Consider the following 12,428-nt stretch of genomic DNA (forward strand, 5'->3'; position numbering starts at 1 on the left):
TCACTCATGGATCGCCGCATTTTCGGGCTGGAGAACGAGTACGGCGTCACCTGTACGTTCCGTGGCCAGCGACGGCTGTCCCCGGACGAGGTGGCCAGGTACCTCTTCCGCCGCGTCGTGTCATGGGGCCGCAGCAGCAACGTCTTCCTGCGCAACGGTGCCCGGCTGTATCTGGACGTCGGCTCGCACCCGGAGTACGCCACCCCGGAGTGTGACAACGTCACCGAGCTGATCACCCACGACAAGGCGGGCGAGCGCATCCTCGAGGGCCTGCTCGTCGACGCCGAGCGGCGGCTGCACGAGGAGGGCATCGCCGGCGACGTCTACCTCTTCAAGAACAACACCGACTCCGCCGGCAACTCCTACGGCTGCCACGAGAACTACCTGGTCGCCCGGCACGGGGAGTTCTCCCGGCTGGCCGACGTGCTGATCCCGTTCCTCGTCACCCGGCAGCTGATCTGCGGCGCCGGCAAGGTGCTCCAGACGCCCAGGGGCGCGGTGTTCTGCGTCAGCCAGCGCGCCGAGCACATCTGGGAGGGGGTCAGCTCGGCCACCACCCGTTCCCGGCCGATCATCAACACCAGGGACGAGCCGCACGCGGATGCCGAGCGGTACCGCCGCCTCCATGTGATCGTCGGCGACTCGAACATGTCCGAGACCACCATGCTGCTCAAGGTGGGCGCGACCGACCTGGTGCTGCGGATGATCGAGGCGGGCACGGTGATGCGCGACCTCACCCTGGAGAACCCGATCCGGGCCATCCGCGAGGTCAGCCACGACACCACGGGCCAGCGCAAGGTCCGCCTGGCCACCGGCCGGGAGGCGTCCGCGCTGGAGATCCAACAGGAGTACTTCGACAAGGCGTTGGACTTCTGCGAGCGCCGAGGGATGCGCTCCGGGCTCACCGAGAAGATCCTGGAGCTGTGGGGGCGGACGCTGGAGGCGATCCGCAGCGAGCAGCTGGACAAGATCAACACCGAGATCGACTGGGTCATGAAGTACCAGCTGATCGAGCGGTACCGGGCCAAGCACAACCTGACCATGTCGCACCCCAGGGTGGCGCAGATAGACCTCGCCTACCACGACATCCACCGCCGCCGTGGCCTGTACTACCTGCTGGAGCGCAGGGGCCAGGCGGAGCGGATCTGCAACGACCTGAAGATCTTCCAGGGCAAGTCCGTTCCCCCGCAGACCACCAGGGCCAGGCTGCGCGGGGACTTCATCCGCCGGGCGCAGGAGCAGCGGCGGGACTTCACGGTGGACTGGGTCCATCTGAAGCTGAACGACCAGGCCCAGCGGACGGTCCTGTGCAAGGACCCGTTCCGGTCCGTCGACGAGCGGGTGGAGAAGCTCATCGCCGGCATGTGAGCGACACGCGGAGCGTGCCGGAGGTCGTAGGGTGGGCGGGACCAGCGGGGTCCCGCCCCGGCCGTTCCTACCGCGAGTTGGACTCATGATCCCCACACAACGAGCGCACCGCATCGTCGCGGCGCTGGCCGTGCCGGCGTTCTTCCTGACCGCCGCCTGCGGCTCCGAATCGGGCGACGACGAGGGCAATGGCGACGGTCCGGTGGCGACCGTCTCGGGCGAGCCAGGTGAGCAGCCCGAGATCGAGATCGACGCCGACGCCTCGGTCGCCGAGGAGACCGTCGTCGAGGTGCTCAGGGAGGGCGAGGGCGCCGAGGTCGCCGAGGGCGACTACCTGCGGATGGACGTGGTCGCCACGGCCGTGGCGCAGGAGGCGGAGCTGGTCAACACCTGGCGCACCACGGAGGGCGAGCCCACCGAGCAGTCCGAGGACGGCGCCAAGCCGCAGGTGATCGCGCAGGCCAACGTGGAGTCCTCGCTGCCGCAGACGGTCACCGAGCCGCTGGTCGGGCAGCAGGTCGGGAGCCGGGTGCAGGTCGAGGGCCAGGCGGGCGAGCTGCTCGGGGCCGCCGCCCAGCAGGTCGGGCTCCAGGAGGACGACGGCGTCGTCTGGGTCTTCGACATCGTCGCCGCCGCCAGCGTGGACCCGGCCGGGTCCGTCGAGGGCGAGCAGGCCGAGACCGAGGACGGCCTGCCGACCGTGGAGATGGCCGACGAGGGCCCGCAGATCACCGTCCCCGAGGGCGAGGACCCGCCGGCGGAGCTCCAGGAGCAGCTGCTGGTCGAGGGCGACGGGCCCGAGGTCGCCAACGGGCAGGCCCTGGTCGTCCAGTACACGGGCGTGACCTGGGCCGACGGCGAGGTCTTCGACTCCTCCTGGGAGCGCGAGTCGGCCTCCGCCTTCCAGATCGGCACCGGCTCCGTGGTCCCCGGCTGGGACCAGGGCCTGGTGGGCAAGCACGTCGGCGACCGGGTCCTGCTGGTGATCCCGCCCGACATGGCCTACGGCGACCAGGAGAACGGCGGCATTCCGGCCGGCTCGACCCTGGTCTTCGTGGTCGACATCATCGGCGCCGCCTGAGGGCTCTTCGAGCCCGAGGCGCCTCGCGCGTCGACAACCGACGCGATGCGACGATCCTTCGTAGGAGTGGTTTTCGGTGAAGAACGAGAAGCCCGAGGTTGACTTCCCGGGAGGCGAGCCGCCGGCCGACCTGGAGATCAAGGACCTCTGGGTGGGGGAAGGCCCGGTCGCCGAGGCCGGGGCCCAGGTCTCCGTCCACTATGTGGGCGTGGCCTTCAGCACCGGTGAGGAGTTCGACGCCAGCTGGAACCGGGGTCAGCCCCTGCGGTTCCAGCTCGGCGCCGGCCAGGTCATCACCGGCTGGGACCGGGGCGTGCAGGGGATGCGGGTCGGCGGCCGCCGGCAGCTGACCATCCCGCCGCACCTGGCCTACGGCGACGCCGGGGCCGGCGGACGCATCAAGCCGGGCGAGACGCTGATCTTCGTCTGCGACCTGGTCTCGGCCTGAACGACGCAGGCGGTACCGTGGGCCCATCCCCTTCGCGGGGGTGGGCCCACGCGTTGTGTCCCCGAACGCCCCCGCGCCCGGGGGAGGTTGGGGCGACCGCCGCGCGCCGGCCGGGGAACGAGACGGACGAACGGAAGGGGGTGGCGGTGCGATGGCCATCGCCAAGGCCGAGCGGCTGATGAACCTGGCCCTGTGCCTGCTGAACACCGCCCGCCCGTTGAGCAAGCGCGAGCTGCGCACCTCCATCGAGGCGTATATCGAGGTGACCTCGGAGGACGCGTTCAACCGCACCTTCGAGCGGGACAAGGACGACCTGCGCGAGCTGGGCATGGTGATCGAGACCGTGGAGAGCCTGGACGGCGAGGTGGGCTATCTGGCCCGCCGCGACCTGAACCGGCTGCCCCCGGTCACCCTGGACGCGGCCGAGGCCGCCGCGCTGGGCCTGGTCGCCAAGGTCTGGCAGCAGGCCAGGCTCGCCGGCGCGGCCAGCGGCGCGCTCCAGAAGCTGCGCGCCGCCGGCGTGCCCATGGTCGAGGCCGAACAGGACCGCTACAGCGCCATCGAGCCGAGGGTGCCGGCCGGGGAGGCGGCGTTCGAGCCGCTGATGATCGCCTGCCGGGACCGCCGGCTGGTGACCTTCGACTACCGCAAGTCCAACGCGGCGACCGCGCAGGTGCGGCACGTCGAGCCCTGGGCGCTTGAGTGCTGGCACGGCAACTGGTACCTGGCCGGCTGGGACCGGGAGCGGCGGGCGCAGCGGGTCTTCCGGCTCTCCCGGATCGTCGGGCGGGTCAGGTCGCGGTCCGGGGAGTTCACCGCCGAGGTCCCCGACCAGGTGGCGGTGCGCGAGAACGTGGCCGCGTTCGCCGGGGAGCACGCCACCGCGCAGGCGCGGATCAGGCTGCGCGCCGGCGCTGGCTACCCGCTGCGCGCCCGCGCGACGCGGTTCATCAGCCGGGGCGTGGAGTGGGACGAGCTGGAGATCCCCTACGGGCACGGACTCGACGCCTGGCTGGTCGAGTTCGGGCCCGACGTGCTGGTGCTGGAGCCGGCCGAGCTGCGGGCCGACGTGCTGGAACGGCTGCGCGCCGTCGCCAAGGGCTGACGGCGGGGCGAGGGCACGGCCCGGCGACACGGGCCCACGCAGGGCAGGAGAAGGGCAGGAGGGGGAGACGACGACATGGCGACCACCGCCATTGACCGCACCAGGCGACTGCTGTCGCTGGTGACCTATCTGCGGGAGCGGCCGGGCGCCAGGGTCGACGAGGTGGCGCGCGCCTTCGGCGTGAGCCAGGACGAGCTGATCTCGGACCTGAGCGTGCTGCCGATGTGCGGCACCAGCTTCCGGGGCGGCGACCTACTGGACATCGACACCGACGGCGAGCACATCTGGTGGTACAACGCCGAGGCCACCGGCTCCACCACCGGGCAGCCGCTGCGGCTGGCCGCCGACGAGGCGACCGCGCTGCTGGTCGCGGCGCGCGCCGTGGCCACCATGCCCGGGCTGCGGGAGGGCGACCGGGACGCGCTGCTGCGGCTGACCGCCAAGCTGGAGGCGGCGGCGGGGGAGAGCGCCAGGGCCAGCTCGCGGGTCTCGGTCACCTTCGAGTCGGAGGGCGGCGTCTTCGCCGAGGTGGACCGGGCCATCGCCGAGCGGCGGCGGCTGCGCATCCGCTACTACTCGCCGGGCCGCGACGAGTTGACCGACCGGGAGATCGACCCGATCAGGCTGTTCGCCGTCGGCCACACCTATGTCGAGGCGTGGTGCCACCGCACCGAGGCACGGCGCACGTTCCGGCTGGACCGGGTGGCCAGCATCGAGCTGCTGGACGTGCCGGCCGACCCGCCGCCGATCGAGCCGCGCGACCTGAGCGAGGGCCTGGTGCAGCCGGCGCCCACCGACCCGGAGGTGGTGATCGAGGTCGGCCCCGGCGGCCGGTGGGTCGCCGAGTACTACGCGCACGACGAGGCCGAGGAACTGCCGGACGGCGGGCTGCGGATCACGTTGCGCACCCCCGACCCCACCACGCTGCGCCGGCTCGCGCTCCGGCTCGGGGGCGACGGGCGGATCGTCGCCCCCCGGGGGCTGGCGGACAGCGCGCGCGAGGCGGCCAGGGCCGCGCTGCGCGGCTACGAGGAGTTGGGATAGCCCGTGTTCTGGCCGATGGCGCTCGTTCTTCTGACCTTCACCGGGGTCGCCGTGCTCGGGGTTCTCGCGGTGCGGGTGGGGATCGAGGTGGCTCGTTTCTCCCGCGCCGTCGCCGAGGGAACGGAACGGCTCGGCCGCGCCGCCGACGAGCTGGAACGGGCCGCCGCACCGCTCGCGACCAGGTCGGGCCGGGTGCGCCGGGAGATCTCCCCGGGTGTCGGAACGGAGATCCGGGAAGAATAGAGCGACGCCCAAGCATTGCTTTGTGTTTACCCCTGGGCGTTAAGATTGCTGATCGTGTGGCTGGTGGTCGCGATTCCTCCATCACCGCCAGCGTCAGATCCCAAATCTCGAAGAGAGACCCGAAGAGAGAGAAGACACATCATGGGCGCTATCTCCCCTATGCACCTTCTCATCGTCTTCCTCGTCGTCGTTGTGGTCTTTGGCTCCAAGCGCCTGCCGGACACCGCCAGGGCGCTGGGCAAGTCGATGCGGATCATGAAGAGTGAGACGGCCGCCATGAAGGCGGAGAACAACAAGCCGGCCGACGACGCCGAACCGGTCGTCGCCCCGCGCAGCATCGAGCCCACCCCCGGCGAGGCGACCGCCGCCCGGCCCGTGGACGAGCCCAGGGGTCAGACCAAGGGCTGACGCCGCGACGTTCACCGTGACCGTGCAGTGAGGGCAGGCGGCCGGGTGGGACACCGGCCGCCCGACGAGATGAGGACGTGGGGTGCTCAAGACCGCGCGTAAACCGCCGAAGGACCCCGAAGGGCGGATGCCGCTCACCGAGCATCTTCGTGAGTTGCGCAACCGGCTGGGGATCGCGGCGCTCTCGGTCGTCATCGTGGCGATCGTGGCGGCGTTCTTCGCCAAGGACATCATGGATTTCCTCACCGATCCGGTGCCGATCTGTGATCTGAGCGACCCCGAGGCCGAGGAGAAGCGCTGCGCCGTGCTGGCGCAGAACGGCCTGACCGCGCCGTTCGCCACCTATCTGCGGGTGTCCCTGCTGGTGGGCCTCATCGGGGCCTCGCCGGTCTGGCTCTACCAGTTCTGGGCGTTCATCGCGCCCGGGCTGCACCGCAACGAGAAGAAGTACAGCCGGGCCGTGGTCGGGGTCGGCGTCCCGCTGTTCCTCACCGGCACCTACTTCGCCTACTGGCTGCTGCCCCGGGCGATCCCCGTGCTGCTGAGCTTCAGCGCCGACGACGCGCAGAACTTCGTGAGCGTCGAGGAGGTCCTCGACATCACCGTCCGGCTGGCCCTCGCGTTCGGCATCTCCTTCGAACTGCCGCTGCTGCTGGTCCTGTTGAACCTGGGCGGGGTGGTCTCCGGCAAGCGGATGATCAGCTGGTGGCGCTGGATGGTGATGGGCATCGCGCTCTTCGCCGCCGCCATCACGCCCACCGACCTGATGTCGATGATCGCGCTCCAGATCCCCGTCACCGGCCTCTACTTCCTGGCCTGCGGCATCGCCATGCTCAACGACCGCCGCCGGCGCAAGCGGGACGCCGACGCCGAGCTGGCCGACGACGAGGCGTCCGAGTTGGACCTGACGCCCGAGCCGGTCGGCCCCGCCCAGCGGCTCGACGACGACCGGCCGGTCAACGGGTACGACGACGACGTGACATGAGCCGTGGAACGGCCGCCGGATGAGCGGTGAGGTCACCCTGCTGATCAATCCGGTGGCCGGGCGGGGGAGAGGGCGGCGCGCCGCCGAGCCCGTGGCCGGGACGCTGCGCGAGGCCGGGATCGCCGTCCGGGTGCTGGTCGGCCTCGACGCGGACGACGCGCTGGCCCGCGCGCACGAGGCGGTCGCCGCCGGCACCGGGGCCCTGGTCGCCCTCGGCGGCGACGGGATGTCCTCCCTCGCGCTGCGCGCCGTCGCCGGCACCGCCACCCCGCTGGGGCTGGTCGGCGTCGGCACCGGCAACGACATCGCCCGCGCCCTCGGGCTGCCGCTGCGCGACCCGAGGGCCGCCGCCCGCGTGATCGCCGAGGCGCTCAAGCGCGGGCAGCCGCGCGCCGTCGACCTGGGGCGGGCCGGCGGGACCTGGTTCGGCAGCGTGCTGGCCACCGGCTTCGACTCCCGCGTCAACGACCGCGCCAACGGGATGCGTTGGCCACGTGGCGGGCTCCGCTACGACCTGGCGATGGTCGCCGAGCTGGCCGCGCTGCGCCCGCTGCCCTACCGGCTGCGGCTGGACGACGGGCCCTGGCGCGAGCTGGACGCCACCCTGGTCGCCGTCGGCAACGGCCCCTCCTACGGCGGCGGGATGCGGATCTGCGCCGACGCCGACCTCGGCGACGGGCTGCTGGACGTCACCGTCGTCGGCCCCTGCCGCCGCTCGACGCTGCTGCGGGTCTTCCCCCGCGTCTACCGGGGCACGCACCTGAGCCACCCCGTCGTCACCACCCACCGGGCCCGCCGCGTGGAGCTGGCGTCGCCCGGCGTCACCGGCTACGCCGACGGCGAGCCGCTGGGGCCGCTGCCGCTGGTCGCCGAGTGCGTTCCCGGCGCGGTGCGGGTGCTGACGCCCGGGCCGGCCTGATCCCGGCCTCCGCCCCCGCCCGGGCCGGATGGCTCGCCCGGCCCGGATGGCCCGGCCGGCCGGCCCCGGAAGAACGCCAGGGAGAGCGGGCCGGCGGGCCGGTAGGCTCGGGAGACGATGACCGAGCACATGTCTCCCGCCGAGCGGTACGCCGAGTCGAGGCGTCGGGCCGCGGACGAGCGGACCGCTCTCGCCCCGTTCCGTGATCTCTACGACTTCGCCCTGGACGACTTCCAGATCGAGGCGTGTCAGGCCCTGGAGGCCGGGCAGGGCGTGCTGGTCGCGGCGCCGACCGGCTCGGGCAAGACGATCGTGGGGGAGTTCGCCGTCCACCTGGCGCTCAGCCAGGGCCGGAAGTGCTTCTACACCACGCCGATCAAGGCCCTCTCCAACCAGAAGTACGCCGACCTGCTGCGCCGCTACGGCGAGGACAGGGTCGGCCTGCTGACCGGCGACAACAGTGTCAACTCCGACGCCCCCGTGGTCGTGATGACCACCGAGGTGCTGCGGAACATGCTCTACGCCAACTCCACCGCCCTGACCAACCTCGGCTATGTCGTGATGGACGAGGTGCACTACCTCTCCGACCGGTTCCGGGGCGCCGTCTGGGAGGAGGTGATCATCCACCTCCCCGAGTCCGTCTCGCTGGTCTCGCTGTCGGCCACGGTCTCCAACGCCGAGGAGTTCGGCGACTGGCTGGACACCGTGCGCGGCGACACCCGGGTGATCGTCTCCGAGCACCGGCCGGTGCCGCTGTGGCAGCACGTGCTGGCGGGGCGCCGGCTCTACGACCTGTTCGCCGAGTCCGACAGCAAGCGGGAGGTCAACCCCGACCTGCTGCGGATGGCACGCCTGGAGAACACCCGCTCCTGGGGCGCGCGTGAGCGCAACCGCAACGTCCGCGACCGGCGCAGGGCCGCCGAGCGGGAGCGCGAGAAGCGGCAGCGGAACCGGCTCTACACGCCCAGCCGCGTCGAGGTCATCGACCGGCTCGACGCCGAGGGCCTGCTCCCGGCCATCACGTTCATCTTCAGCCGCGCCGGCTGCGAGGCCGCCGTCCAGCAGTGCCTCGCCGCCGGGCTGCGCCTGAACGACGCGCCGGCGCGCGCCCGCGTGCGGGAGATCGTCGAGCGCCGCACCTCCGCCATCCCCGACGAGGACCTCCATGTGCTGGGCTACTTCGAGTGGCTGGAGGGCCTGGAACGCGGCATCGCGGCGCACCACGCGGGGATGCTGCCCCGGTTCAAGGAGATCGTCGAGGAGCTGTTCGTCGAGGGCCTCGTCAAGGCCGTCTTCGCCACCGAGACCCTGGCCCTGGGCATCAACATGCCGGCGCGTTCGGTGGTGTTGGAGAAGCTGGTCAAGTGGAACGGCGAGCAGCACGCCGACATCACCCCCGGCGAGTACACCCAGCTCACCGGCCGCGCCGGGCGGCGCGGCATCGACATCGAGGGGCACGCGGTCGTCCTCTGGCAGCGCGGCATGGACCCGGCGGCGCTCGCCGGGCTCGCGGGGGCGCGCACCTATCCGTTGCGCTCCTCGTTCAAGCCCTCGTACAACATGGCCGTCAACCTGGTCGCCCAGTTCGGCCGGCACCGCTCCCGGGAGCTGCTGGAGACCTCGTTCGCCCAGTTCCAGGCCGACCGCTCGGTGGTGGGGATCTCCCGCCAGGTGCAGCGCAACGAGACCGGTCTCGAGGGCTACCGGGAGGCGATGACCTGCCACCTGGGCGACTTCGAGGAGTACGCCGGGCTGCGGCAGCAGCTCAAGGAACGCGAGACCGAACTGGCCCGGCAGGGCGTCGCCCAGCGCAGGGCGGCGGCCTCCGACGCGCTGGAGAAGCTGCGGCCCGGCGACATCATCCACGTGCCCACCGGCAAGTTCGCCGGCCTCGCGCTCGTCCTCGACCCGGGAATGCCGGACGGGCGCAGCGGCGGACACCGGGGCTTCGACCACCACGACGGGCCGCGCCCGCTGGTCCTCACCGTGCAGCGGCAGGTCAAGCGGCTGGGCTCGATGGACTTCCCGGTGCCGGTCGAGGCGCTCGGCCGGATGCGCATCCCCAGGTCGTTCAACCAGCGCAGCCCGCAGTCCCGCCGCGACCTGGCCTCCGCGCTGCGCACCAAGGCCGGGCACGTGGAGCCGCGCCGGCACCGGAAGGAACGCGCCCAGGCCGCCGACGACCAGGAGATCGCGCGCCTGCGCCGCGAGATCAGGGCGCACCCCTGCCACGGCTGCGAGTCCCGCGAGGACCACGCGCGGTGGGCCGAGCGCTACCACCGGCTGCGCCGCGACACCCGGCAGCTCGAACGCCGGATCGCGGGCCGCACCAACACCATCGCCAGGACCTTCGACCAGGTCGCCGCGCTGCTGACCGAGCTGGACTACCTGCGCGGCGACGAGGTCACCGAACACGGCCGCCGACTGGCCCGGCTCTACGGCGAGTTGGACCTGCTGGCCAGCGAGTGCCTGCGGGACGGCGTGTGGGAGGGGCTCGACCCGGCCGAACTGGCCGCGTGCGTCTCCGCGCTGGTCTACGAGGCGCGCTCCGCCGACGACGCGCCCGCGCCGGACGTGCCCGACGGGCGGACCCGGCAGGCGCTGGGCGAGATGGTGCGGATCTGGGGGCGGCTGGACGCGCTGGAGGAACGCCACCGGATCAGCACCGTGACCGGCGTCGGGCAGCGCGAACCCGACCTCGGCTTCGCCTGGCCCGTCTACCGCTGGGCGCAGGGCCAGGGCCTGGACGCGGTGCTGCGCGACGCGGAGATGCCGGCCGGGGACTTCGTCCGCTGGTGCAAGCAGGTCATCGACGTGCTGGGCCAGCTGTCCGCCGCTGCCCCCGAGGGCAGCGGCGTGGGCAGGACCGCGCGGCAGGCCGTGGACCAGCTCCTGCGGGGCGTGGTGGCGTACAGCTCCCTGGGCTGAGCCCGGGTCGGGCCGGGTCGGGCCCAGGGCCGGCGGGGCCTGCGGCCGGCGAACAGGTCTGCTTGGTGGGGGAGTTGGCGGTATGCGCTCGCGCCCGGCGGCCGGCCGCTTCGGGGTGCGGGCGTTCGGCCCCTGCCGGGGGCGCGGCGGGCGAGGGCAGGCGACGGGTTCGAACGGCTAGGGGAACGGGATGCTGACCGGGATCGTGATCGACGCGCTGGATGTCGCGCGCATGGAACGCTTCTGGCAGGACGCGACGCGGGGCCGGACAGGCGGCCTGCGGCTGCGGTTCGTGCCGACGGCGAAGCCGAAGGCGGGCAAGAACCGACTCCACCTCGACCTGGCCGGGGGTCCGGACTGGGAGATCGAGGTGGCGCGCCTGCTCACACTCGGTGCGACGCGAATCGACATCGGCCAGGGGGACGTCCCCTGGGATGTGCTGGCCGATCCGGACGGCAACGAGTTCTGCGTGCTGCGTCCCGGGCATCCCGGAGTGCTCGCTGACTCCGGCCTCGTCGCGATCTGCCTTGACGTGACCGAGGAGGACCGTTACACGCAGCCCTCCTTCTGGGAGTCCCAGGCGGACTGGCACGCGGTCGAGTCCCACGACTGGGGCGTCCGCCTTCGGCAGAGCCCCACCAGCACGGTCTCGCTGGTGATGGGGCCGCCTGCGGCGCCGAAAGCGGCGCGGAACAGGCTGCGACTGGAGGTCACCCATCGCGACCGCCAGCCCGGCGAGTTCCTCGACGCCGGCGGCAACGAGTTTCACGTCACCAACTGATCCCGTTCCCGACGGGCTGGGGGAGCGGGGCGGTGCCGCTCGCCCACATCGTCATCCGCCTCCGCCGCCTCCGCCGCCTGCGCACCTCGTTCCGAGATGGGCTGGTTGGGCGGTGAACCCCCCCGGGCGGCCGCGCCTCCCGCACGCGTGGCCCTGGCCGGTGTCCGGGGCGCGGGCGCCCCGAGTCGCCGGCCCGCCCAGCGGGCCGGCTCAGCGAGCCAGCGCAGCGACCAGGCGGGAGAGGGAGCCGCCCAGGCCCCAGCGTTCGTTCAGCGCGGCCAGCGCCTCCGGGTCCCGGGGGGAGGCCGGCAGCGTGGCGTCCCGTTCGGGCAGCGGGAGGTCAGTGACCACCCGCACCACCCGGGGCGCGACCGCCAGATAGTCCGCCGCCTCGCGCAGCCGGCGGTGCTGCGCCGGCGTCAGCCCGGAGGTCGGGTCGTCCAGCGCGGCGATCAGGCCGGCCAGGTCGCCGTACCTGGCCAGCAGCTTGGCCGCCGTCTTCTCGCCGATCCCGGGCACCCCGGGAAGCCCGTCGCTCGGGTCGCCGCGCAGCAGCGCCAGCTCCGCGTAGCCGGGGCCGTCCACGCCGTACTTCTCCCGCAGCGCTGCCTCGTCGAACGCCGCCAGGTTCGCCATGCCACGGACCGGGTAGAGGACCCGAACTCCCCGGGAGTCGTCGATCAGTTGGAACAGGTCGCGGTCCCCCGTGACGATGTCCACGGGCCCGGCGGCGCGGTGGCTGAGCGTGCCGATGACGTCGTCGGCCTCGTGCTCGGGGGCGCCGACGCGGAGGATGCCCACCGCGTCGAGCACCGCCTCGATCACCGGCACCTGGGGGCTGAGGGTGTCCGGCACCTCCTCGACGTCGGCGCCGTCGGGCACCTCGTCGGCCACCCGGTGGGCCTTGTAGGTGGGGATCAGCGCCACCCGCCAGGCGGGCCGCCAGTCCTCGTCCATGCAGGCCACCAGCGCGTCGGGCCGGTGGTCCTTGACCAGCCTGGCGATGAAGTCCAGCAGTCCGCGCACCGCGTTGACCGGGGTGCCGTCGGGGGCGCGAACGGAGTCGGGCACGCCGTGGTAGGCGCGGAAGTACAGCGAGGCGGTGTCGAGCAGCATCA

Annotated in this window: 12 protein-coding genes; 11 read left to right on the forward strand and 1 reads right to left on the reverse strand. The window is 72.6% G+C overall.

The features are described 5' to 3' along the window. Nucleotides 1-6 precede the first annotated feature (6 nt). From pafA to FH609_RS22270, 11 genes are all read left to right on the forward strand, one after another. Nucleotides 7-1,368, forward strand: coding sequence for a Pup--protein ligase (gene pafA / locus FH609_RS22220; protein ID WP_139670834.1), 1,362 nt, complete (start codon nt 7-9; stop codon nt 1,366-1,368). Between the two features lie 85 nt (nt 1,369-1,453). After that, a complete protein-coding gene (locus FH609_RS22225; RefSeq protein WP_139670836.1) occupies nt 1,454-2,449 on the forward strand; it encodes an FKBP-type peptidyl-prolyl cis-trans isomerase in 996 nt (331 codons plus the stop codon). A gap of 76 nt (nt 2,450-2,525) precedes the next feature. Further along, complete coding sequence (locus FH609_RS22230) at nt 2,526-2,897, forward strand: FKBP-type peptidyl-prolyl cis-trans isomerase (protein ID WP_139670838.1); 372 nt, start codon at nt 2,526-2,528, stop codon at nt 2,895-2,897. Nucleotides 2,898-3,048: 151 nt separating this feature from the next. After that, nucleotides 3,049-4,002, forward strand: a complete 954-nt coding sequence (locus FH609_RS22235; RefSeq protein WP_139670840.1) for a helix-turn-helix transcriptional regulator — start codon at nt 3,049-3,051, stop codon at nt 4,000-4,002. Between the two features lie 75 nt (nt 4,003-4,077). Beyond that, a complete protein-coding gene (locus tag FH609_RS22240; protein ID WP_139670842.1) occupies nt 4,078-5,046 on the forward strand; it encodes a helix-turn-helix transcriptional regulator in 969 nt (322 codons plus the stop codon). Between the two features lie 3 nt (nt 5,047-5,049). Continuing rightward, entirely contained in the window at nt 5,050-5,289 is a 240-nt protein-coding gene (locus tag FH609_RS22245; protein ID WP_193318003.1) for a hypothetical protein, read from the forward strand. A 141-nt stretch (nt 5,290-5,430) separates the two neighbouring features. Then, the gene (gene tatA, locus FH609_RS22250; protein WP_139670844.1) at nt 5,431-5,697 is read left to right on the forward strand and encodes a Sec-independent protein translocase subunit TatA; all 267 of its coding nucleotides are present in this window, start codon (nt 5,431-5,433) and stop codon (nt 5,695-5,697) included. 82 nt (nt 5,698-5,779) lie between these two features. Further along, nucleotides 5,780-6,682: a twin-arginine translocase subunit TatC gene (tatC, locus tag FH609_RS22255; RefSeq protein WP_139670846.1), complete on the forward strand. Its 903-nt coding sequence runs from the start codon at nt 5,780-5,782 to the stop codon at nt 6,680-6,682. A 19-nt stretch (nt 6,683-6,701) separates the two neighbouring features. Next, complete coding sequence (locus FH609_RS22260; protein WP_139670847.1) at nt 6,702-7,601, forward strand: diacylglycerol kinase; 900 nt, start codon at nt 6,702-6,704, stop codon at nt 7,599-7,601. 117 nt (nt 7,602-7,718) lie between these two features. Continuing rightward, on the forward strand, nt 7,719-10,529 hold the full coding sequence (locus FH609_RS22265) for a DEAD/DEAH box helicase (protein ID WP_139670849.1): 2,811 nt from the start codon (nt 7,719-7,721) through the stop codon (nt 10,527-10,529). Between the two features lie 190 nt (nt 10,530-10,719). Further along, the gene (locus FH609_RS22270) at nt 10,720-11,310 is read left to right on the forward strand and encodes a VOC family protein (RefSeq protein ID WP_139670851.1); all 591 of its coding nucleotides are present in this window, start codon (nt 10,720-10,722) and stop codon (nt 11,308-11,310) included. A gap of 210 nt (nt 11,311-11,520) precedes the next feature. Here FH609_RS22270 and FH609_RS22275 read toward each other — a convergent pair whose 3' ends face one another. Next, nucleotides 11,521-12,426, reverse strand: a complete 906-nt coding sequence (locus tag FH609_RS22275; RefSeq protein ID WP_139671132.1) for a 5'-3' exonuclease — start codon at nt 12,424-12,426, stop codon at nt 11,521-11,523. Nucleotides 12,427-12,428 lie beyond the last annotated feature (2 nt).

The organism is Streptomyces sp. 3MP-14 (assembly GCF_006334905.2).
Taxonomy (GTDB): Bacteria; Actinomycetota; Actinomycetes; order Streptomycetales; family Streptomycetaceae; genus Streptomyces; species Streptomyces triticirhizae.

Excerpts from the sequence above, each read along its gene's own strand:
- FH609_RS22240 (WP_139670842.1), top strand. The coding sequence starts at position 4,078 with ATGGCGACCACCGCCATTGACCGCACCAGGCGACTGCTGTCGCTGGTG.
- FH609_RS22260 (WP_139670847.1), top strand. The coding sequence starts at position 6,702 with ATGAGCGGTGAGGTCACCCTGCTGATCAATCCGGTGGCCGGGCGGGGG.
- pafA (WP_139670834.1), top strand. The coding sequence starts at position 7 with ATGGATCGCCGCATTTTCGGGCTGGAGAACGAGTACGGCGTCACCTGT.
- FH609_RS22235 (WP_139670840.1), top strand. The coding sequence starts at position 3,049 with ATGGCCATCGCCAAGGCCGAGCGGCTGATGAACCTGGCCCTGTGCCTG.
- FH609_RS22275 (WP_139671132.1), bottom strand. The coding sequence starts at position 12,426 with ATGCTGCTCGACACCGCCTCGCTGTACTTCCGCGCCTACCACGGCGTG.
- tatA (WP_139670844.1), top strand. The coding sequence starts at position 5,431 with ATGGGCGCTATCTCCCCTATGCACCTTCTCATCGTCTTCCTCGTCGTC.
- FH609_RS22265 (WP_139670849.1), top strand. The coding sequence starts at position 7,719 with ATGACCGAGCACATGTCTCCCGCCGAGCGGTACGCCGAGTCGAGGCGT.
- FH609_RS22270 (WP_139670851.1), top strand. The coding sequence starts at position 10,720 with ATGCTGACCGGGATCGTGATCGACGCGCTGGATGTCGCGCGCATGGAA.
- FH609_RS22225 (WP_139670836.1), top strand. The coding sequence starts at position 1,454 with ATGATCCCCACACAACGAGCGCACCGCATCGTCGCGGCGCTGGCCGTG.